The sequence below is a fragment of the bacterium genome (assembly GCA_026708015.1).
Lineage (GTDB): Bacteria > Actinomycetota > Acidimicrobiia > Acidimicrobiales > Bin134 > Poriferisocius.
Window position 1 is genome coordinate 73,002 of sequence record JAPOVT010000046.1, and the last position, 21,767, is coordinate 94,768.

A 21,767-nucleotide genomic window follows, 5' to 3' on the forward strand; every position below is an offset into this window, starting at 1 on the left:
TCGGATCGCCGGGCCCGCTGGGGGCGATCTCTGGGCTGGCGCGGCCTGGGGTAGCATCTGGCGGTATGGGCAGGGGTCTTGGCGGATTTCGAGCCGGGCCCGTCCTAGTTGTGTTGGCGGTGTGGTGTTTGTTGGCGGGGGGCTTGGCGGTTCCTGTTGTGGCGCAGTCGGGGGAGGGTGTGCCGGTTCCGGGTGTGCCGCCTGCGGGCGGGGGCGGTTTGGAGGCTGGCCAGGTTGATGGCGCTGCCGGCAGCGGAGGCGATGGGTTTGTGGGGTGGAGGCTGTGCCGGGTTCGCCTCCTCTGAACGGCCCGCTGGACGAGGGTTTGGGCCGGTTGGAAGAGTCGGGTGCTGGGGTCGGCGGGTCGGGCCGAGAAGGAGAGCCGGGGCCGGTTGCTGTTGTGTTTGAGGGCGGTTTTTTGGAGGCGCCGGTTGCGGTAGAAGCGGTGGTGGGGCCGGCGCCGGAGGGTTTTGGGGGTTTGGCGATGTGCGCAGGCGGTTATGTGTGCGGCAGCGCGCAGGTTTTGCCTGGGCCGACGGGGTTGTCGTGTTCGGTGACGGCGTCGGTGATCGTGTTCTCGTGGAATCGGGTTTCTGGGGCTGATGACTATACGGCGAAGTTGTAGTTGGCGGTGGCGGGCAGCCGCCAGACGGTGAGGACGACGTCTGGGACCACGGCGGTGTTCGGGGGGTTGTCGTCGTCGACGAGGTATTACATCGGGGTGCATTCGAATGTGGGTGGTGTGGCCCAGTATTACTCGGGGGTGTATTGCACGACCGCGGTGGGCCCGCCGTCGTGCGGTGCGGTGTCGGCTAGCGGAGTGCAGCTGATGTGGCGGGCCGATTCGCGGGTGCATCAGTGGTATGCGGGCCGGGCCACCACCGTGAGCCAGTATGCGGACGGGCGGTTGTTGGCCGCTTCGACGCTGTCGACCGTGTTCACCGGGTTGGAGGCGAACGTGTCCTACACGTTCTTTTTCTGGTGGCGGGCGTCGCCCACCAGCGCCTGGAACCAAGTGCAGCCCAGCACCGTGTGTACGACGATGGCGCCGCTTGCGGCGCCGGTCGTGTCGTGTACGACCACGGCGAGCTCCATCTCGGCGAGCTGGGGCTCGGTGCGCGGGGCGGTGCGGTATCGGGTGTCGAGGGGCAGCGGATGGGCGACGGCCTCGGGCCGGTCCCATGCGTTCTCGAACCGGGCTGCGTCCACCGCCTATACGGTGAGGGTGCAGGGGTGGAACTCTGCGGGCTGGGGCCAGACCGGCACAGCCAGGTGCACGACCCTGGCGGCGGTCCTGCCCGCGCCCACGGGGCTGAAGTGCGAGGCGACATCGTCGCAGGTCAGGTTCTCCTGGAATGTAGTTATGGAAGATGAACAGGGAAATAAGATAACGAAACAGATGGAGATACTTGATGTCTGCTATGATCGCTACACAATTGACAGTAACAATATATATGCGGGTGACAAGCTCAACATCCGGATTGTAAAAGAAATTGATAATACCACACTTGATCAAGTCGATGGAGGCATTCACGAACGACTATGTCGCTGGACCTCAGACAAGGTTCCCATGCCATGCTTCCTATATGACACTGGAAATCCTCAGGGCAAGGTGATCGATGATGCTCCTAACGGTGGAGCAGGCGATAATCCCTTCACGCCCTACCCTAGTGCGTTCATTTCCCTGACTGATCCAGTAACCAGAACAAAGTTTGCAGTGTGGCCTTCTAAATGGCCCTTTTCCTCGGTCACAACACCTTGGCCCTCAGAAGTAGTGACCTCAAGCTTTGCGATCTATCGAGCGGTGAAGTCTGGAGAGTTTGTTAGATGCAGTCCCGGATACAACCCAGTAGAAAATAAAGGCGATAACAAGGGAACTTGCCATGGGGAGACCTATGCACCCTTTGGGCTGAAGAAAGTTGTGGGACCTGAAGGTGAAGATAGGAGTATCGAAGGGTGGTTTAACGCTTCAGTGCCTTACCGCGAAGGTGGCACTGAAGCGGACAAACATGAACTCCAAGTGCAGACTTGTTCGAGATTATCAATTGCTCAAGTCGCACACACGTTTTGTTGGTGGGAGAACATATGAATACTGCACTTGAGTTCAAATAGAGATTACTGAGACAGCCATGCGAATCCGTAACCAATATACGTGTTTGCCCTGGAGCTTGTGCTGGATGGCATTGATTATAATTGGCTGCAGTACTGATGGAGTCCCTGATGCAGTTGAAAGCGATTTAGCTTTCATGCCTGTTCAAGAATCTCTAATTTCTGAATCCATTGGGGAAGACAATTCAGGGACTATTCGAGAGATTCATGAGAATAATGTTGGCGAGCCGATGGCTGCTCCTGCTGTTGAAGGAGCAGACCAGCAAGCTGGCATGTTTTCTGAAGCTCAGGAGAAATCTCTCGCACTAAGCAGTGGAGAACGACAGAATGGATATATGGGGGTCGATGATGTTATGCCAATCCCGCACTTGTGGTACAGCAAGCTCGACGGTTTGGTTCCTATGCAGGACATTGAATCAGAACTAGTAGCCAGCGACTCTCAAAACACTGAAGCAAATGCTGGGAATTTATCTTCAATCGTGTCGCACCAAGACTTTGAGGTGTCACATACATTCGGTGAGGAGTGTAAAGATAAAGAAGAAGAATCTGGTCAAGTCCCCTTTCCTAACTATCCAGCGCTCTTCGAAAGACCAGGCTTTCCGGTGGGGTATGATGGCCACTTTTCCTGGGAACTTCCACCTCAAGTCCTGAAACCATGTTATAACCTTGCCTTATCGGGAGTCACAATTCATGGCTGTGTTGCCCGCGGATTTATATATAATCAGTCTCCAACTCATTTTGCTAGGAATGTAACAATTTCTATTACAAGTAGGGACTTGAGTAAGAGTGTAAGCGTTCGATGGCCCTTTACATTGTTTCCAGGGGAACGAGCTCCTTTCGAAGTGGCGTTTGATTGGGAGCCAAGATTCCAGATCGAGGTTTCTTCTTGGACAGACATTGGCACCTTTTCTGTCGATGCACAACTCTCCACTAAACCAGATCTGAGTCGAGCTTTTCTGCGAATTGGTGATAGTGCGAATCTCTCCCAGCTGGTAATTCACGATGAACGCCTATATGACTTGGAAGATTGGCAGAGTATGATGCGCATCAATCCGAGTAAATATCGTCTTAAGTCAGTAGAACAATTCGATTATTTTTTTCCACCTGGCTTAGTAAAGAGCGATGATCTAGATGTTGTGGCTTCGAGAGTCTTGCCAGTTGATGAGTCGACATTCATCTATGCACCTCAGGCGGTTAGGGGACGAGAATTCGTAAGGGTACTCGAATCCAGTAAGGTTCTAAAAGATTTCAATGTTCGAATCTTTCAAGCGGTTGTGGGATTAGATGAGGAACCTATTGGACCCTGGACCGCCGATGGTCCTGAAGATATACAAATCACTGCTGATTTGCTTGATCTTCGGGAGTTACAACCGTATTTCTTGCAACATATAGAGGAGGAATCCTTGGGAATGCAGGCCCTACCAGGACACGGTGAGGTTTCTTGGGAAGAGTACGACATCGTCACCCTTGATAGCGTCAGCGATTTTTCCTATCTGTCCGACCCTTTCTACATTGTCAATAAAGTCCCCCTAAATCCCAATATGATATTTCCCAATAACTTGGGAAATCCAGGGTTGGAAGGCTTTTTGAACGACATAAACTTTGAAGGTATGCCTCCTTGGATTGACAGAAAATACGATTCTATCGACTTTCAATTGTGGATTGGGATCGATGGCACATTTCAGGCTGAAACTTCGACATTGCCACCGGTAATTAACGCCATAGGTATTGCTGAATCCAATGATTCTAATTATGGACCCTCCCGACAGCCTTGTGACTCTACTGGTGCACTTATCTTGAGAGATCGGAAGACAGACCTAGGGTACTGGGCCATCGTTGATGTTCTTTTGGGTACTACACAAGATCCTGTATACATCTCTCAGAATGTTGAAGAAGTGGTCGTACTCCCTGACACTGTCACCTTGTTGGACGGGACAGTTAGAGGGTTCGTTCGTAATTTGTCTGAGCATATGTTTGCTAGACATGTTTCGGTTGATACTACTTCAGGTGGCATCTGTCCAAATGCTGAACCTTGGAAGTGGCCACTCTCTATTCAGCCTGGCGAGCTAGCACCGTTTCAGATATTGAAGTGTGACGATGCTTCCACGGTAGACGATTTAGATCTGGAGGTTTCGGCTGTATTTTCGGAAAATGTTGATTTGAGCCGATCATTTTACATTATGGAACACAATGTCGGATCTGTGTATAAGGATGAACCAGGTCAGGTGTCAGCGCGATGCAATTCTGAAGCTCCCGTGCGGACGTACGAGTCAGGTACATACAGATACGCGGTTCTTCGCTCACATTACTATTTGCATATGTGCGAAGATCAGTTTCGCGCGTACTTTCAAAATATTCAGACTTGGTATGGCTCATCTGACATCGGAATTTTGGAATTTCGTGATTTATATGCTCGCATAGAACAGTCGACTTCTCATTTTGGGTCAAAAACCAATTTAATTTTGCAAACAATCCCAAATGTGGTGGCATATGCGGCTATTGTGAATTCGAACCAACAGGTTATAGATGTAATGCCACTACAACTCTATACATCTGTGTATGGTGACTCTCCCTTTGGCAATAGATTTGTCGAAGTCAACCAGATCCCAATACCCAGTGTGTGGTCTGGGGATTCAGTGCGAATGATGGTTATGTATCCTAGAGAGGATGAAACGATAGCGGAGGTGTGCCCAGTTTACGATAAAGTCGGAGAAGGGCCCTGTGTGCAACCTCGCAGGTATGAGGTGTGGATCGGTGGTGCCAATGAAACTGCTGGATAGGAGGAATATTCTATGGCGGTGCTGCCGATCGGGTGGAGTGAGGTTCGCGTCGTTTGGCAGACGTTGGGGCCGGTAGTCTGAGGAGGTGTCGCGCTATTTCTTGACAACCCCGATCTTCTACGTCAACGACGCGCCCCACATCGGCCACGCCTACACCGTGCTCAACGGTGATGCCGTCACCCGCTGGCACCGGCTCTTGGGCGAGGACGTCTTCTACTTGACCGGCACCGACGAGCACGGCCTCAAAGTGCAGCGGGCGGCGGAGGCCAACGGTCTGTCGCCATTGGAACAGGCCGACGACACCAGCCAGCGCTTCCGGGAAGCGTGGGCCGAACTTGGGGTGGCCAACGACGAGTTCATCCGTACCACCGAGCCCCGCCATCACCAGGCCGTGCAGACACTCATGCAGCGGGCCTACGACAACGGCTATATCTACTCGGCGGTCTACGACGGCTGGTATTCGGTATCCGACGAGGCCTACGTGTCAGAAGAAGACGTGACGGAGGAGGACATCGAGTCGGGCCGAGTAGAGCGGATGACCGAGGAGAACTACTTCTTCAAGCTCTCCGAGTTCGAAGAGCCGCTGTTGAAGTGGTTCGAGTCCAACCCCCAGAACATCACCCCCGAGGGCTACCGCAACGAAGCGTTGGGGATCATCCGGGGCGGCTTGCGGGACATCTCCATCACCCGCACATCCATCGACTGGGGCATCCCGGTGCCCTGGGCCGAGGGCCATGTTTTCTACGTGTGGTACGACGCGCTGACCAATTACGCCACCGCGGCGGGCTATGGGAACGACGATGAGCGGTTTGCCCAGTGGTGGCCGTCAGTGCATCACCTGCTGGGCAAGGACATCATCCGCTTCCACTGCGTGTATTGGCCGGCTATGCTGCTGGCCGCCGGTGTTGAGGATCTGCCCCGCTACCACGTCCACGGCTGGCTGCTGGTGGGCGGGGAGAAGATGTCGAAGTCGGCGTTCAACCAGATCTCTCCCACCGACCTCATCAACGACTTCGGCGTGGACGGCTTCCGCTACTCCCTGCTTCGGGACACACCTTTCGGCCCCGACAGCGAGGTCAGCCATGAGGCCCTCCAGCACCGCTACAACACCGATCTGGCCAACAACTTCGGCAACCTGTTGCAGCGGTCGTCCACGCTGGTTCACAGCAAGTGCGGCGGAATCGGCCCGGCCCCCGACCCCGACCACCCGCTGGCCGACATCGCCGCTGAGGTGTACGCCGATGCTGCCGCGGCCTGGGACCGATTCCAGCCGTCGGTAGCGCTGGAGGCCACCTGGCGGCTCATACGCGACACCAATGAGTACTTGCAGGCCACCGAGCCGTGGAAGATGGAGCCGGGCCCCTTGGTGAACACGGTGCTGGGCAACGCCCTGGAGGCCCTGCGCATCGTGTGCGTGCTGGCCAGCCCGGCCATTCCCACCTCTTGTGAGGCAGCCTGGACCCGCCTTGGCTTGGACGGATCTCCCCTCGACCAGCGGCTGCCCGAGGCCGCGGTGTGGGGGCAGTATCCCGGAGGTCTACCGGTGGCCCAAGGCGATCCGTTGTTTCCCCGCCTCAAAGGCTGAAGGTGCGCTGGATCGACAACCACTGCCACTTGGAGCTTGACACGCTGGATGAAGTCGTCGCCCAGGCTTCGGCGGCCGGAGTGGAGCTCCTGATCGACGTGGGCACCGATTTAGCCTCGTCAACTGGCGCAATAGCCAAAGCGGCGGCCAGCGACCAGGTGTGGGCCACCGTTGGGGTTCACCCCCACGAGGCTCGCCACGGCATCGGCGGAATTGAGGAGATGCTGGGATCCGACCGGGTGGTGGCGGTGGGGGAGTGCGGACTCGACTACCACTACAACCACTCGCCGCCCGCCGACCAGCAGGCGGTATTCGCCGCCCAGATCGAGATGGCCCACCGGCACCAGATGCCACTGGTAATCCACACCCGAGAGGCCTGGGACGACACCTTCGCCATCCTGGATGAAGGCGGGGTGCCCGACCACACGGTGTTCCACTGCTTCACCGGAGGCGCCGACGAGGCCCGGGCCGCACTCGATCGTGGGGCTTACCTGTCGTTCAGCGGCATCGTGACCTTCCCTTCCGCCGACGAGGTGCGGGCCGCCGCCTCGCTGTGCCCCCTCGACCGATTGTTGGTGGAGACCGATTCGCCGTACCTGGCCCCGGTTCCGCGGCGAGGAAAGCCCAACGCCCCGGCCAATCTGCCCCTGGTGGGGGAGGCGTTGGCCCGAGTCCACGGTGTTGCGCCCGAGGTGGTGGCCGAGCACACCTGGGACAACGCGGCCGCCTTCTATGGCCTATGACGCTCACCCGCACCCAGGTTCTAGACCTGCTGGACCGTCATGGCCTGGCTCCCAGCCGAGCCATGGGCCAGAACTTCGTGGTCGACCCCAACACCATCGACGCCATGGTCCGGGCCGCCGAGCTGTGTCCCGAGGATTCGGTGGTGGAGATCGGCCCCGGATTGGGGTCGCTCACTCGAGCCCTGGCCGCCGAGGTTGAGCATGTGCTGGCCGTGGAGGCCGACCGCCACCTGCTGGCCCCACTGGCCGAGGTGGTCGACGCTCCCAACATCGAGATCGTTCACGCCGATGCCACCACGCCAGAGTGGCGCACCAAGCTAGGCGCCAGCGACAGGCGGTGGGCACTGGTGGCCAACCTGCCCTACAACGTGGCTGTTCCCCTGCTGTTGGACCTGCTGGACAACGAGCCCCGCATCGAGACCTTCACCTTCATGGTGCAGCGGGAGGTGGCTGATCGGCTGGTGGCCGCGGTGGGAACCAAGGCCTACGGGATTCCCACCCTCAAGGTGGCCTACTGGTGCGAGGCCAGTATCGTTCGGGCGGTCCCTCTCACGGTTTTCTACCCTCGACCCCGGGTGTCGTCTGCGGTGGTCCGGATGGAGCGACTACCAGCCCCAGCCGTGGACGCCGACCCCGACCGACTGTTTTTCCTCATCCGCACCGCCTTCGCCCAGCGCCGCAAAATGCTGCGCCGTTCACTGGCCGCCCACTTGACCCCCGAGCATTTTGCCCAAGCCGCCATTTCCCCCACCGCCCGCCCCGAACGGTTGACCCTCGCCGACTGGGCCCGCCTCGCGGCCGGTTCCCTTCCCTGACACGCTGCCGTCAAATCCCAGTGGTGGCAACTCCTGTGGGTCTATCTGTCTAGAATATCCCACATCATATGCATTAGTGGTACAATAGTGACATGAGTGGGACACACACTCTTATTGTGGGAGATCGGGGCCGGATCGTGGTGCCGGCTGCGGCGCGCGAGGAAGCGGGCCTTGTCGAGGGGACGGCGCTGGTCTTGCTGGCCACTCCAGGGGGTTTGGTGCTGCTGACCCGTGAGCAGCTCCTCGCCCGGGTGCGCGAGGAGCTGGAGGGGGTCGATTTGGTGGACGAGCTGTTGGCCGAGCGCCGGCGGGCTGCCGAGCACGAGGACGCCGCGTGAGCGTGGTGCTGGACGCTTCGGCGATATTGGCGTTCCTATTGAACGAGGACGGTGCCGAAACGGTGGAGGCGGCTTTGACCGGCGACTCCTGCTGCGGGGCGGCCAATTGGTCGGAGGCGGCTCAGAAAGTTCTGGCTGCCGGACGCGACTGGGGGATAGTCCGGGCGCTGTTGGAGAGCTACGGAATCAGGGTGGAGGCCGTGACCAGCGATGATGCCGAATGGGCGGCCCGCCGCTGGAAGCGGGGTGAGGGCCTGTCGCTGGCCGACCGGTTGTGTCTGGCACTTGGGGAGCGGGCCGATTCCCAAGTGTTGACTGCCGACTTGGCGTGGGGTTCAGCGGGACGAGTGACCCAGATCAGGTGACTACCTTGACTGCTCCGGCCAAGCTCACGCTTTCGCTGCGCATCACTGGGGTTAGGGCTGACGGGTACCACTTGATCGATGCCGAGATGGTGACCCTCGATCTGGCCGACACGCTGGAGATCGAGGAGGGCCACGGAGTTGCCATCAGCGGAGCGGACGAGATCGACCCGGCTGACAACCTGATAACCCGGGCGCTAGCCCTGGTGGGGCGCACTGCCCGGATCACAGTGGACAAGCGAATCCCGCCCGGGGCCGGGTTGGGGGGAGGGTCGGCCGATGCCGCCGCCATTTTGCACTGGGCGGGCTACACCGATGTCCAAGGAGCGGCTCAGCTGGGGGCTGATGTCCCCTTCTGCCTGGTCGGCGGGCGGGCTCGTGTGCAGGGGATCGGTGAACTCGTGCAGCCGCTTGACTACGTTCTCCGAACGCTTACCCTGCTCATTCCCCCGTTCGGCTGCTCCACCCCGGCGGTGTATCAGCGCTGGGATGAGATGGGAGGACCCGAGGGGTCGAAAGGGAACGACTTGGAGCCGGCCGCTCTAGAAGTGGAACCCCGCTTGGACCAATACCGCCGAGAGTTGGAGGAGGCCACTGGCCAGACGGCACGGTTAGCCGGCAGCGGATCGACCTGGTTTGTGGAAGGGGCCTACCCCGGCGGTGGTCGAATCGTTGTTCGCACCATGCCTGCCAAGACAAAGCGAGCTTGAAGGAGAGTGGGGAGCTACTTCCCGCGGGCCCGCCGCTGGAAGCGAGTGCGCTTCAGCATCTTCTTGTGCTTCTTCTTGCGCATCCGCTTGCGGCGCTTTTTGATCAACGATCCCATGGTGGCTCCACGCTAGCCCGACCAGCGGCCCTACCAATAACCCGAGAGTTCATCCGGTGGTCATGGAGTAGCCTGAAAATGGTGCCTGATGACTGCATAGCAAGGGGCTCCTTGGCGAGTAGTTCAAGTGGCAGAACGCCTGGCTTTGGACCAGGAGGTTGCAGGTTCGAGTCCTGCCTCGCCAGCCGCGCTAGAAATACAGATGTGATTGTCGAGAGCGGCTTGGCCTGCTGAACACATGACGGCTGATCCCCTGCCCCTGTCTGCGGTTGTATTGGCTGCGGGCCGGGGCGTTCGCATGCGGTCTGGGCGGCCCAAGCCCCTCCACGACCTGTGCGGTCGCGCCATGCTCTTGCACGTTGTCGATGCCCTGGCCGCGGCCAACCCCCGTCAGATCGCCGTGGTGGTGGGCTATGGCGCCGAGGAGGTGGCCAAGCACATCACCGAGGAGGCGTACGACCTGCGGATCGACTTCGTGGAGCAGCCCGTGCAGCGGGGCACCGCCGATGCCGCCGCACTGGGCCTGTCGGCACTGGACAGTGACGTGGACGACGAGGACGTGCTGGTGGTCTCGGCCGACATGCCGCTCATCCAGGGTTCCACGCTGCGGGGGATGACCGCCCAGCACCGGCTCTCCGGATCGGCGGCCACCGTGGCCACCGCCGGCGAGGAGAGCGCCGAGATCTATTGCTTCCGCCGCAGCCTGCTTTCCCCTGCCCTTCGCCGGCTAGCCGCCAGCGATTCAGGCCGCGAGTACAACCTGTTCGACGCAGCAGAAGTGCTCACCTCCGCCGGTCACGACTTGGGGTCGTTTGCCATCGACGAGTCCGAGGCTCAGGGGGTGGACGACCGGGAGCAGCTGGCCTTCGCCGAGGCGGAGATGCGCCAGCGCATCAACCGCAACTGGATGGTGGCTGGCGTGCGCATCATGGCCCCCCACAGCGCTTATATCGACGTCAGCGTGAAGCTGGCCCCCGATGTGGTCATCCACCCCGGTGTGGTGCTCAGAGGCCAGACCGTGGTGGGTGAGGGTGCCATTATCGGCCCCCACACCCACTTGGTGGACTGCGTGGTCGGTCCCCGAGCGGCGCTGGAGGCGGTGTCGGCCACCGATGCCGAGATCGGCGCCGATGCCCATGTGGGGGCCTACATCACGCTGGAGCCCGGCGAGCACATTCCACCCGCTTCGACGCGAGGAGACTGAAACGATGGAACTGGTCACCAAGAAGAAGCTGGCCATCCTCTCGGGGCGGGCCAATCACGACTTGGCCGCCGAGATCGCCGAGGTGCTTGGCGAGGAGTTGGTGGAGCCCAACATCGCCGACTTCGCCAACGGCGAGATCCACTGCCGGTTCGAGGAGTCGGTGCGGGGCACCGACGTGTTCATTGTCCAGAGCCACACCGCCCACGGCGACGCCTCCATCAACGATGCCGTGATGGAGCATCTGATCATGGTGGACGCGGCCCGGCGAGCCTCGGCCAAGCGGATCACCGCGGTGTGCCCCTTCTACGGCTATGGACGCCAAGACCGCAAAGCCGCGGGCCGCGAGCCCATCACCGCCAAGCTGATGGCCAATACCTTCCGTACCGCAGGGGCCAACCGCATGTTGAGCGTTGATCTCCACTCCGGTCAGATCCAAGGCTTTTTTGACGGTCCCTGGGACCATCTGACTGCCATGCCGGTGCTGGTCGACTATCTCAAGGACATCGACGGCGACCTGGTGATCGTGTCGCCCGACGCCGGTCGGGTGAAGGTTGCCGAGCGCTACACCCACGAACTGGACGCCGACCTGGCCATTGTTCACAAGCGCAGGGCCAAAGACGTCAAGCACGCGGTGGAAGTTGTAGAGGTGGTGGGCGACGTGGAGGGCCGCACCTGCGTGCTCATCGACGACATGATCGACACGGGGGGCACAATCGTGGCCGCAGCCGACGCCCTGGCCGCCCGGGGTGCGGGCATGATCTACGCCGCCACCACCCATGGCGTGTTCTCCGGTCCGGCTATAGACCGGCTCAAGAACTCGGTGATCTCCAAGGTGGTGGTCACCAACACTCTGCCCCTGTCGCCCGACAAGCAGATCGACAAGATCGAGGTGCTGTCGGTGGCCAGCATCATCGCCGACGCCATCGATGCCGTGTTCGAGGACACCTCGGTCTCAGAGATCTTCGGCGGCAAGAACCTCTCTTAGCTCTTGGCCGTTTCTATTGGCGGCCCGGTAACATTTCTAGCTGCGCTATGGCTGAGCTGATCTTGAAGACCGAAACCCAGCGGGAGCTGGGAACCCGCCCGTCCCGCCGCCTGCGCCGCACGGGGCAGGTTCCCGGCGTGGTGTACGGACTGGGCGGCGATTCGGTTGCCGTCGCGGTTGATGCCCGCGACCTGCGGTCAGCCCTGAACACCGATGCCGGCCTCAACGCCCTGCTCACCTTGGAAGTAGACGGCGACCGCCAACTCAGCCTGGTCAAGGATTTGCAGCATCACCCGGTGCGCAACGAGGTCATCCATGTGGACTTCATCCGGGTGGACGCCGACGTCGCCGTCGAGGTGGAGGTTCGGGTGGTGCTGGAGGGCGAGGCCACCGCAGTGGCCAACGAAGACGGGGTGGTGGACCAAGCCGCGTTCACCGTTGCAGTGCTGGCCAAGCCCGAGTCCATTCCCAACGAGTTGTCGATCGACATCAGCGAGATGGTGATGGGCGACACGGTGAGGGCCGGCGACCTCGAACTGCCCGAGGGTGTGGAGCTGGCCGGCGACCCCGAAGAGCTGGTGGCCAGCACCTCGATACGGGTCATCGAGATCGAAGAGCCTGAGGTCGATGAGGGGGCCGAGGTCGAGCTGGACGAAGACGGCCAGCCGATTGTTGCCGAGGATGCCGACGAAGAGGCCGAGCAGGCCGACGACGCCGCCTCCGAAGACCCCGCCGAGTAACCCCGGCGCCTGTCGCCATGCCTCCCCGCTGGCGATCCCGCAAGAAGCACACCGACACCCCGGCCGATTTGGTGGTGGTGGGATTGGGCAATCCCGGTGAGAAATTCGTCGGTTCCCGCCACAACGTGGGCGCCGAGGCAGTGGAGCAGCTAGCCGAGCGTTTAGGGCAGCCGTTGGGCAAGAGCCGGGAGGCGGCCCTGGTGGCTGAGATCAGAGTGGATGGCCGACGGGTGGTGCTGGCCTTTCCCCAGACCTTCATGAACAAGTCGGGCGAGGCGGTGCGGGCGCTGGTGCGCCGCTGGAGCATCGCCGAGCACTTGGACCGGTTGGTGGTGATCCACGACGAGCTAGACCTTCCCCCAGGACGCATCAAAGTAAAGGACGGCGGGGGGCTGGCCGGGCACTATGGCCTTTCCTCCATCAAGTCCCACCTGCGTACCGCGGATTTCACCCGGATCCGAATCGGGGTGGGCAAGCCCCCCGACCCCCGGGCCGGGGCCGACTATGTGCTGAAGCGGCCGGGCCGGGCCGACCGAGACCTGTTGGACGATGCGGTAGAACGGGCGGCCGAGGCCGCGTTGGCCTTGCTTGACCACTCGGTCGACATCGTCATGAACAGGTTCAACTGACCGTGAGCAGGTTTCGCCGATGACGAAGGGGTTCAACTGATGGCCGCCTCGGCGGTTGCCGCGGCTGGGCCGGGCCTGGCCGGCCTCGGGCGACTGTTGGCCTCGGACCCATCAGTGGTCGAGGTGCTCGGACAACGCGACGCCACTTTGGCGGTGGCCGAGTCGGGCCAGGCTGCCGTGCTGGCCGCCATAGCCGAGCTGAACGGCCGCCGCCCGGTGGTGGTGGCGGTGCCCACCACCGCTGACGCCGAGCGTTTGGCCAGCGACCTGTCGGCGATGCTCGACGAGGGTGCCGCCCTGTTCCCGGCGTGGGAGACGCTGCCGTTCGAGCGGATCAGTCCCGGTGTGGAGACAATGGGGCGGCGGTGCGAAGCCATCTGGCAGCTCCACGAGACCGATAGGTGTCCGCCGGTACTGGTGGCCCCCATTCGGGCGTTGCTCCAGCGTCTGGCTTTCGATTCTGACGGTGCCGAGCCGGTGACGGTGGTTTCGGGTGACCGAGTTGACCAAGGGCGTCTGGTTGCCGACTTGGCCGCTCGGGGATATCGGCGAGATGTGCAGGTGGAGCATCGGGGTGTGTTTGCGGTGCGGGGCTCGATTGTCGACGTGTTCCCGTCCACCGCCGACAGTCCGGTACGCATCGACCTGTGGGGCGACGAAGTGGACCGGCTGACCGAATTCTCGGTGGCCGACCAGCGGGCCACCAACCCTGTGGGCGAGGCGGTCATATTTCCGGCGCGAGAGGTGAGGCCGGTGGCGGAGGTGCGGGCCGCGGCGGAGAAGCTGGTGGCCACCCGACCCTGGGGCCGGGAGCAATGGGAGCGATTGGCCGAGGGCCAGTTCTTCGACGGGATGGAGTCGTGGCTGCCCTGGCTCATCGACACCGACGAGATCATCACCGACCGCCTTGGCGCCGACGCCCTGGTGGTGCTGCTGGAGCCGGGACGGCTGCGGGACCGCGCCGCCGACATCGCCGCAGAGGAGGCCGACCTGGCCAATGCGCTGGCCCAGACCTGGGGAGCGGCCGGGGAGGAGTTTCCCCGCCTGCACGTGGACTACGACCGGCTTCTGAGCGCCTGCCAATCACCGGTGTGGACCATGACCGCGGTGCCGGCCTCGCCGTCCACTCCGGTGGTGGCAGTGGGAGGGTGGGCTTCGGCCATCGGCGACCCATCGGCCCCCGTAACACAGGTGTCCCGGCTGCTGGCCGACGGGTATCGGGTACGGGTGGCTGCCGACGGCGCCGGATCGGCCACCCGGTCGGCAGAACTGCTGCGAGAGCACGGGGTGGACCTTTCGGTTGACATCAGCGGCGACGCCGGCTTCGGGAGAGCGTCCGACCCCGCAGGCTGCATTGTGGTGGCCCCCATCCAGCGGGGGTTTGTGCTGCCCGACGCCAGAGTTGCTGTGCTGGGCGAAGCCGACCTCACCGGCCGTCGCCGGGCCCACCGGCGCAGTCGCCCCCGCCAGTCGTCAGCCCAGGAGCTGGACGACCTGGCCGCCGGCGACTATGTGGTCCACCGCCACCACGGCGTGGGCCGCTACTGCGGCATGGTGAATCGATCCATCGGCGGGGTGAGCCGCGACTACCTGCTGGTGGAGTACCGAGGCGGCGACAAGCTCTATGTGCCCACCGACCAGGTGGACGCCGTGCGCCGCTACTCCGGGGGCGAGTCGCCCACGCTGAGCAAGATGGGGGGTGCCGACTGGCAGCGGACCAAGAGCGGGGTGCGCTCGGCGGTCAGCGAAATCGCCAAGGAGCTGGTGGTGCTGTACCAGCGCCGGGTCACCACCCCCGGCCGGGCATTTTCTGTCGATACTCCGTGGCAGGCGGAGATGGAGTCGGCCTTCGGCTACCAGCTCACCCCCGATCAGCACAAGGCCATCGTGGAGGTAAAGGCCGACATGGAGCAGCCGTTGCCCATGGACCGCCTCATTTGCGGAGATGTGGGCTTCGGCAAGACCGAGGTGGCCATTCGGGCAGTGTTCAAGGCCGTCCAGGATGGTGCGCAGGCCGCAGTGCTGGTGCCCACCACGCTCTTGGCCCAGCAGCACTACCAGACTTTTGGCGACCGGTTTGCCGGCTATCCCATCCGGGTTGAGGTGCTGAGCCGGTTCCTGTCCCCTGGTCAGGCCCGCAAGGTGGTGCGCGGCCTGGCCGACGGCTCGGTGGATGTGGTGATCGGAACCCACCGTCTGCTGTCCGACGATGTCGCCTTCCGGGACTTGGGGCTGTTGGTGGTGGACGAGGAGCAGCGTTTCGGGGTCACCCACAAAGAGGCCATCAAGTCGATCAAGACCGATGTGGATGTGATCACCCTCACCGCCACCCCCATACCCCGGACTCTGGAGATGAGCCTTACCGGCATCCGCGACCTCACGCTGCTGCACACGCCGCCCGCCGACCGCCAGCCCATCTTGACCTACGTGGGCGCCTTCGACGAGCGCCCAGTGGCCGAGGCCATCCGCCGGGAACTGTTGCGCGACGGCCAAGCATTCTTCGTCCACAACCGGGTAGCCGACATCGACCACGTGGCTGCCGATCTTCGGGAGATGGTGCCCGAGGCCCGCATCGCGGTGGCCCACGGTCAGATGGACGAGGGCACGCTGGAACAGGTGGTCATCGACTTCTGGGAGCGGGCCTACGACGTGCTGGTGTGTACCACCATCATCGAGTCGGGCATCGACATGCCCACCGTGAACACCCTGGTGGTGGACCGGGCCGACCTGTTGGGGCTGGGCCAGCTCCATCAGCTTCGGGGCCGAGTGGGCCGGGCCGGAGCCCGGGCCTACGCCTATCTGTTCACCCCCGAAGGCCGGGTGGTCACCGAGGAGGCTTACGAGCGGCTCAAGACGATCGGTGAGGCGACCGAGCTGGGATCAGGCTTCAAGATCGCCATGCGGGACTTGGAGATCCGGGGCGCGGGCAACATGCTGGGAACCGGCCAGTCGGGCCACATCGCCGCGGTGGGATACGACCTGTACTGCCAGCTGGTGACCGAGACGGTGGCCGAGTTGAAGGGCGAGACCCCGCCCGAGCCAATAGAGATCAGCATCGACGTGCCGCAGGCCGCCAGCATTCCGGCCGACTACATGCCCAAGGAGGAGCTGAGGTTGGAGGCCTACCGAAGGGTGGCCGGCTGCCAGAGTCCCGACCAGGTTGACGACGTGGCCGCGGAGTGGGTAGATCGCTATGGGCCGATCCCCGACGTGGCCCAGATGCTGCTGGCTGTGGCCCGGCTGCGATGCGAATGCCTGCGAAGCGGGGTTCGCGATGTGGCGGTGGCGAAAGGCCCTGGCTTCGGCGGGCCGAAGTGGGTGGCCCGGCTCAGCCCGGTGAGCCTTCGGCCCAGCCGCCGTGTCCGCTTGGAACGCCTCTATCCTCAAGCCACGTATCACGAGACTGCGGGGCTGCTCGTCCTCCCGATGGTTTCGGCGGCTGTGGCGGTGGAGACCATCATCGCCACCCTGCGCGACCTGGTTCCCGATGACGAGCCCGCCGAGGCGGCGGCATCGTGATCGGGCGGGCGGCGTGCTAGAGAGAATGGCGTGATGGGGGAGCCTGTATGGCCAAGGTGACCGTCGCCGGGCTCGGACCGGCTGGCCCCGGGTTGATCACCGGGGAGGTGCTTGAGGCCATCGGCCAAACCAGCCGCCGCTTCGTACGCACCCGTCGCCATCCCGCCGCAGCGGCGGTGGAGCCCGCAGAATCGTTCGACGAGGTCTACGAGCAGGCCTCGTCCTTCGAGGATGTGTACCGGGCCATTGTGGAGCGGTTGGCGGCCGAGGCTGGGGCCGGGGATGCCGAGGGCGACGTGCTCTATGCCGTGCCCGGCTCCCCGCTGGTGGCCGAGCGCACCGTGGAGCTGCTGCGTTCGGCGCCCGGAGTGGAGTTGGAAGTGCTGGCCGGCCTGTCGTTCGCCGATCTGGTGTGGGACCGGCTCGGTGTGGATCCGCTGGCTGCCGGTGTTCGGCTGGTGGACGGGCGCCAGTTCGCGGTGGACTCCGCCGGCGAGCGGGGTCCGCTGCTGGTGGCTCAGTGCCACGCAGTCCATGTGCTCAGCGACATCAAGCTGGCCGCCCTGGCGTCCCTCGATCGCTCGCCTGGGGGCGGGGCTGAACACCCCGTGATGGTGTTGCAGCGACTGGGACTGCCCGACGAGCAGGTCTTCGAGGTGTCCTGGGCCGACTTGGACCACGCGGTCGAGCCCGACCATCTCACCTCGCTCTATGTGCCCGAGCTGGGCGCCCCCATCGCTCGGGAGGTTGCCCGGTTTGCCGACCTGGCCGTTGAACTGCGCCGCCGCTGCCCGTGGGACAAGGAGCAGACCCACCAGTCGTTGCGGGGTCATCTGCTGGAGGAGACCTACGAGGTTCTAGAGGCCCTCGATGGGGTGGACCCCGACACCCTGACTGGTTACGAGGAGCTCGAGGAAGAGTTGGGCGACCTGCTCTACCAGATTGTCTTCCACTCGGTTCTGGCCGCCGAAGCCGGCCAATTCACCTTGGCCGATGTGGCTCAGGGAATCCACGACAAGCTCAAGTCTCGCCACCCCCATGTGTTCGGCCCGTCTGATTCAAACCGGTCCGACCCCGACAGCGCGGATGAGGTGCTGGTCAACTGGGAGGCCATCAAGAGAGACCAAAAGGGTCGGGACTCGGTGATGGACGGCATCCCTCCCGGACTGCCCGCCTTGCTGTTCGCCGACAAGGTGATCCACAAGGCCCGCTCGGTGGGGGTGGAGCCCCAAGTGGATACTGCCACGGTGGCTGGGCGACTCTACGATGCCGTTTTGGCTGCTCAGGCTACAGGTTTGGATGCTGAATCAGAGCTCCGAACGTTCGCCAACGCCGTCGGAGACCAAATTCGCGCCCTTGAAATTTCTTCCTTGTAATTTGCGACAATCCCTAGTCAAACCGGGCTTTATCGTCTACTTTTGTAACTCCAGCCACATCAGCAACAGGCGGTGGGCCAGGAAAACCCCGAAAGACCCGGCAATTGAGCGCGATCACACGCATAGTCGCCCGAGAGGTTCTCGACTCCAGAGGTAACCCTACAGTCGAGGTTGAGGTGATGGTGGAGTCCGGCGCATCCGGACGGGCCATCGTGCCATCGGGGGCATCCACCGGACGCTACGAGGCAGTAGAGAGACGCGACGGCGGCAACCGGTATCTGGGCCGGGGCGTGGCCGGCGCGGTGGCCTCGGTCAACGACGAGATCGCCCGGGCCGCGACCGGTTTGGATTCCTCCGATCAGCGCGGACTCGACCAGGCGATGATCGATTTGGACGGAACCGACGGCCTCAGCCGGCTGGGGGCCAATGCGGTGCTGGGCGTGTCGCTGGCGACGGCTCACGCCGCGGCCGCTGACAGCGGTCTGTCGTTGTTCCGCTACATCGGCGGGGCCAACGCCCATGTGCTGCCCGTTCCCATGATGAACGTGCTCAACGGTGGGGCCCACGCCGCCAATAACATCGACCTCCAAGAGTTCATGGTCGTGCCGGTGGGGGCGGCCTCATTCCGCGAGGCCCTGCAATGGGGGACAGAGACCTACCACCACCTGCGCCGGCTGCTGGTGGAGCGAGGGCTGTCGGCGGGCATCGGCGACGAGGGGGGATTCGCCCCCGACTTGGACTCCAACGAAACGGCGGTGGCGGTGCTGGTGGATGCCATCGAAGCTGCCGGACTGACCCCCGGCGCCGACATGGCCCTGGCCTTGGATGTGGCCTCCACCGAGTTCTTCGCCGATGGCGAGTACCGCCTGGCCGGAGAAGACCGGACGCTGAACTCCTCCGGGATGGCCGCCTATCTGACCGAGCTGTGCGACGCCTACCCCATCGTGTCGATCGAGGACGGGATGGCCGAAGACGATTGGGACGGCTGGGCGCTGCTCACCAAGTCCCTCGGTGGGCGGGTGCAGCTGGTGGGCGACGACCTGTTCGTCACCAATACCGAGCGGCTGGCCCGAGGGATCGAATTGGGCGTGGCCAACTCCATCCTGGTGAAGGTCAACCAGGTGGGCACCCTCACCCGAACCCTGGAAGCCGTGGAGCTGGCCACCGCATCCGGCTACACGTCGGTGATGTCGCATCGCTCGGGCGAGACCGAGGACGCCACCATCGCCGATCTGGCCGTGGCTACCAACTGCGGGCAGATCAAGACCGGAGCCCCGGCCCGCAGCGACCGAGTGGCCAAGTACAACCAACTACTGCGGATCGAGGAAGAGCTGGGCGAAGCCGCTGCCTACCGCGGCGCAGACGCGCCGGCTGCGGCAACGGAGGCTGCATCGTGATCGCCCTGCGCCGCTCAGTGGTCCCGCTGGTTGTCGCGCTGGTCATCCTCGTCGTGCTGTTCTACGCGTTGTTCCCCACCCGGACATTCAGGGAGCAGAGCTCGGCCATCGCCGAGGTCCAAGCTGAGCTGAATGCCCTGTATGAGGAGAACGACGCATTGCGCGACCGGATCTATCTGCTTTCCCAGCCCGAGGAGATCGAACGCCTGGCCCGCTCGGAGTACAACCTGGTTTACCCCGGCGAAGAGGCATTCGCCCTCTTGCCCCCGGCCCCCAAGCCAGTCGAGATTCCCGACCTCTGGCCCCTCAACGCCTTGGTGAACTCCCTCGGCGGCTAGCGGGATAGCGTCGGGGTGATGCCGGAGCGGTCGCACTACGACGTTCTGGGTGTATCTCCCGGCGCCAAACCCGATGCCATTCGGCGGGCCTATCTCCGCCAAGCCCGTCGTTGGCACCCCGACCGCCCGACGGGCGACGCCGAGCGGATGCGGGCTGTCAACGAGGCATGGGAAGTGCTCGGTGACATCCGATCCCGTGCCGCCTACGACCGGAAGCTGGCCCGCAGCGCGCCTCGACCTCCTGGCAGCCCTAGGCCAGCGGGCGTCCCTCGGCAGCCCGGCAGCCCCCGTCCCGCGTCTAGCCACCGAACCGCCGGGACGCCGCCAAATCCGCAAACCCCTTTCCTAGAAGTGGTCGGCATCCGCTGGCGTTGGATCAGCCTGGCGGCCGTGGTCTTGGCCGCGGTGGCCGTGATCTTCTTGGCCACTTCCGCCATTGACGACTCCGACCCCGACGCTCCCATCGCGGCATCGGCACCGGTGTCGCAAGCGCGCCCCGAGGTCGGCGACTGCTTCCTAATCGGCACCACAACTCTCATCACCGTGCCCTGCGACCACCCCCACGACGGAAAGCTGGTGCGCTGGGCGCCCCTCGGCGCCCCCTGTCCCCCCGACACCGAACTGCACTATGTGAGGTCAGCCCAGGAGGCCGTCTGTTACCACCCTCCGTCCGGTTGACCTAGTGGTACGCCTGCCAATTCACAGGCGGACCACTAGGCTTCGCAGACCAGCAAGGTAAGCGCCAGCAAGGGGAGGACAGCCGGACATGCGGCATGGGTACAAGGTCTTTGACGCCGACGGGCACGTGGTGGAGCCCAAGAATCTGTGGGAGCGGTTTTTGGACCAGAAGTTCCAGCACCGGGTGGGCTGGAAGGAAGTCCCCGGCCGGGAGGCGTTCCGCCCCGCCACCGTGGACGGCCGCTACACCCAGAGCCGGGTCACCATCTACGGCGACTTCATGGAGGCGGTGAACTGGACCTACGACCACATGCGGGCCAAGTACGGCCAGGCGGTGGTGGACAACGGCTTTCCCGGTGACGCGGTGGCCGAGGCCATGCCGCTGGACGGCATGGACTTCATGGTGATCTACGGCCCCGGCTACGACCTGTGGTCCGACGGCATGGACGCCGAGCTTCAGGCCGCCATGTGCCGGGCCTACAACCGCTGGGGCCAGGAGATGCGGGAGATGTCTGGCGGGCGGGTCATCGCCGCGGGGCCAGTGGTGATGAACGATGTGTACCGGGCGGTGGAGGAGATCCAGTACGCCTACGACCACCTGGGCACCCGGTGCTTCTTCGCCCGGCCCAACCTGTTCAACCACCGGACGCTGGGCGACCCCTACTACGACCCCATGTACGAGATGCTCCAAGACCTGGACTGCGCCTTCGCCACCCACGACTTCATGGGCCACAACGGGTCGTCGGCCGGCGCTGACCGCTTTGAGACCTTCACCGAGTGGCACACCGTCTGCCATCCCCACGAGGCCCAGATGGCCATGCTGTCGATGATCTGCAACGGGGTCTTCGAGCGGTTCCCCCGGCTGCGGGTGGCCTACATGGAGGCCAACTGCGCCTGGCTGCCGTGGTGGCTGTGGCGCATGGAGGAGCACATCGAGCTGTCGGGCGACTACGAGAAGCCGGGGCTCACCAAGTCACCCCAGGAGTACTTCCAGGACAATTGCTTCATCTCGGTAGAGCCCGACGAGTACCTCGTGTACCACGTGATCGAGGAACTGGGCGACGACAAGATCGTGTGGGAGAGCGACTACCCCCACCCCGACTCCAAGTACCCGGAGGCGGTGCAGTCGTTCTTGGATCTGCCCAAGGTGTCGGACGATTCCAAGCGCAAGATCCTGTGGGACAACTCACTCGACCTGTACCGGTTCCCCGATGGCTATCTGCCCGACGAGTTCATCGAGGCCACCACCTACACCTACGACCCCTCGAGCTACGTGCCCAAATCGCTGGCGGAGGTGGGGTAGGTCGTGGCCTGTTCCCTTAAAGTCCCCGCCGGGGTGAGCT

At 63.0% G+C, this 21,767-nt stretch carries 22 protein-coding genes and 1 tRNA gene; 21 read left to right on the forward strand and 2 right to left on the reverse strand.

Going from position 1 to position 21,767, the window contains the following annotated elements:
- The first annotated feature begins 65 nt into the window (after positions 1-65).
- Positions 66-305: a hypothetical protein gene (locus OXG30_10285; GenBank protein MCY4135285.1), complete on the forward strand. Its 240-nt coding sequence runs from the start codon at positions 66-68 to the stop codon at positions 303-305.
- Positions 275-625, forward strand: a complete 351-nt coding sequence (locus OXG30_10290; GenBank protein ID MCY4135286.1) for a hypothetical protein — start codon at positions 275-277, stop codon at positions 623-625. The genes OXG30_10285 and OXG30_10290 overlap by 31 nt, the downstream gene beginning before the upstream one ends.
- 338 nt (positions 626-963) lie before the next feature.
- On the opposite strand, the gene OXG30_10295 is transcribed toward OXG30_10290, so the two are convergent.
- Positions 964-1,209 (reverse strand): hypothetical protein, encoded by a 246-nt coding sequence (locus OXG30_10295; GenBank protein MCY4135287.1) that lies wholly within the window; start codon positions 1,207-1,209, stop codon positions 964-966.
- Positions 1,210-1,363: 154 nt separating this feature from the next.
- On the opposite strand from OXG30_10295, the gene OXG30_10300 reads away from it, so the two are divergent.
- The 8 genes from OXG30_10300 (at position 1,364) to OXG30_10335 (ending at position 9,442) form a co-directional block, all read left to right on the forward strand.
- Positions 1,364-2,089, forward strand: coding sequence for a hypothetical protein (locus OXG30_10300; protein MCY4135288.1), 726 nt, complete (start codon positions 1,364-1,366; stop codon positions 2,087-2,089).
- A gap of 88 nt (positions 2,090-2,177) precedes the next feature.
- The gene (locus tag OXG30_10305; GenBank protein ID MCY4135289.1) at positions 2,178-4,889 is read left to right on the forward strand and encodes a hypothetical protein; all 2,712 of its coding nucleotides are present in this window, start codon (positions 2,178-2,180) and stop codon (positions 4,887-4,889) included.
- An 85-nt stretch (positions 4,890-4,974) separates the two neighbouring features.
- Entirely contained in the window at positions 4,975-6,474 is a 1,500-nt protein-coding gene (metG, locus tag OXG30_10310; protein ID MCY4135290.1) for a methionine--tRNA ligase, read from the forward strand.
- A 2-nt stretch (positions 6,475-6,476) separates the two neighbouring features.
- Positions 6,477-7,217 carry a TatD family hydrolase gene (locus OXG30_10315; GenBank protein ID MCY4135291.1) on the forward strand — a complete coding sequence of 247 codons (741 nt, stop codon included), beginning with the start codon at positions 6,477-6,479 and terminating at the stop codon, positions 7,215-7,217.
- On the forward strand, positions 7,214-8,032 hold the full coding sequence (gene rsmA, locus OXG30_10320; GenBank protein ID MCY4135292.1) for a 16S rRNA (adenine(1518)-N(6)/adenine(1519)-N(6))-dimethyltransferase RsmA: 819 nt from the start codon (positions 7,214-7,216) through the stop codon (positions 8,030-8,032). Before OXG30_10315 ends, rsmA begins: the two co-directional genes overlap by 4 nt.
- Positions 8,033-8,124: 92 nt before the next feature.
- A complete protein-coding gene (locus tag OXG30_10325) occupies positions 8,125-8,370 on the forward strand; it encodes an AbrB/MazE/SpoVT family DNA-binding domain-containing protein (protein MCY4135293.1) in 246 nt (81 codons plus the stop codon).
- On the forward strand, positions 8,367-8,735 hold the full coding sequence (locus OXG30_10330; GenBank protein MCY4135294.1) for a PIN domain-containing protein: 369 nt from the start codon (positions 8,367-8,369) through the stop codon (positions 8,733-8,735). The genes OXG30_10325 and OXG30_10330 overlap by 4 nt, the downstream gene beginning before the upstream one ends.
- Positions 8,732-9,442 (forward strand): 4-(cytidine 5'-diphospho)-2-C-methyl-D-erythritol kinase, encoded by a 711-nt coding sequence (locus tag OXG30_10335; protein MCY4135295.1) that lies wholly within the window; start codon positions 8,732-8,734, stop codon positions 9,440-9,442. Before OXG30_10330 ends, OXG30_10335 begins: the two co-directional genes overlap by 4 nt.
- A 14-nt stretch (positions 9,443-9,456) precedes the next feature.
- On the opposite strand, the gene OXG30_10340 is transcribed toward OXG30_10335, so the two are convergent.
- Entirely contained in the window at positions 9,457-9,558 is a 102-nt protein-coding gene (locus OXG30_10340) for an AURKAIP1/COX24 domain-containing protein (GenBank protein ID MCY4135296.1), read from the reverse strand.
- 112 nt (positions 9,559-9,670) lie between these two features.
- Here OXG30_10340 and OXG30_10345 point away from each other — a divergent pair.
- The 11 genes from OXG30_10345 (at position 9,671) to OXG30_10395 (ending at position 21,727) form a co-directional block, all read left to right on the forward strand.
- Positions 9,671-9,743, forward strand: a tRNA-Gln gene (locus OXG30_10345).
- A gap of 53 nt (positions 9,744-9,796) precedes the next feature.
- On the forward strand, positions 9,797-10,762 hold the full coding sequence (locus OXG30_10350; GenBank protein MCY4135297.1) for an NTP transferase domain-containing protein: 966 nt from the start codon (positions 9,797-9,799) through the stop codon (positions 10,760-10,762).
- Between the two features lie 4 nt (positions 10,763-10,766).
- Positions 10,767-11,747, forward strand: a complete 981-nt coding sequence (locus OXG30_10355; protein MCY4135298.1) for a ribose-phosphate diphosphokinase — start codon at positions 10,767-10,769, stop codon at positions 11,745-11,747.
- Positions 11,748-11,794: 47 nt separating this feature from the next.
- Positions 11,795-12,487 carry a 50S ribosomal protein L25 gene (locus OXG30_10360; protein MCY4135299.1) on the forward strand — a complete coding sequence of 231 codons (693 nt, stop codon included), beginning with the start codon at positions 11,795-11,797 and terminating at the stop codon, positions 12,485-12,487.
- A gap of 17 nt (positions 12,488-12,504) precedes the next feature.
- Positions 12,505-13,116, forward strand: coding sequence for an aminoacyl-tRNA hydrolase (gene pth, locus OXG30_10365; GenBank protein MCY4135300.1), 612 nt, complete (start codon positions 12,505-12,507; stop codon positions 13,114-13,116).
- Positions 13,117-13,155: 39 nt separating this feature from the next.
- Positions 13,156-16,635: a transcription-repair coupling factor gene (mfd, locus tag OXG30_10370; protein ID MCY4135301.1), complete on the forward strand. Its 3,480-nt coding sequence runs from the start codon at positions 13,156-13,158 to the stop codon at positions 16,633-16,635.
- 47 nt (positions 16,636-16,682) lie between these two features.
- Positions 16,683-18,011 (forward strand): SAM-dependent methyltransferase, encoded by a 1,329-nt coding sequence (locus OXG30_10375; protein ID MCY4135302.1) that lies wholly within the window; start codon positions 16,683-16,685, stop codon positions 18,009-18,011.
- Between the two features lie 104 nt (positions 18,012-18,115).
- A complete protein-coding gene (gene eno / locus OXG30_10380) occupies positions 18,116-19,408 on the forward strand; it encodes a phosphopyruvate hydratase (protein ID MCY4135303.1) in 1,293 nt (430 codons plus the stop codon).
- Positions 19,405-19,746 carry a septum formation initiator family protein gene (locus tag OXG30_10385; protein ID MCY4135304.1) on the forward strand — a complete coding sequence of 114 codons (342 nt, stop codon included), beginning with the start codon at positions 19,405-19,407 and terminating at the stop codon, positions 19,744-19,746. The genes eno and OXG30_10385 overlap by 4 nt, the downstream gene beginning before the upstream one ends.
- An 18-nt stretch (positions 19,747-19,764) precedes the next feature.
- Positions 19,765-20,424: a DnaJ domain-containing protein gene (locus tag OXG30_10390; GenBank protein MCY4135305.1), complete on the forward strand. Its 660-nt coding sequence runs from the start codon at positions 19,765-19,767 to the stop codon at positions 20,422-20,424.
- Between the two features lie 88 nt (positions 20,425-20,512).
- Positions 20,513-21,727 carry an amidohydrolase family protein gene (locus OXG30_10395; GenBank protein MCY4135306.1) on the forward strand — a complete coding sequence of 405 codons (1,215 nt, stop codon included), beginning with the start codon at positions 20,513-20,515 and terminating at the stop codon, positions 21,725-21,727.
- Positions 21,728-21,767: the final 40 nt, after the last annotated feature.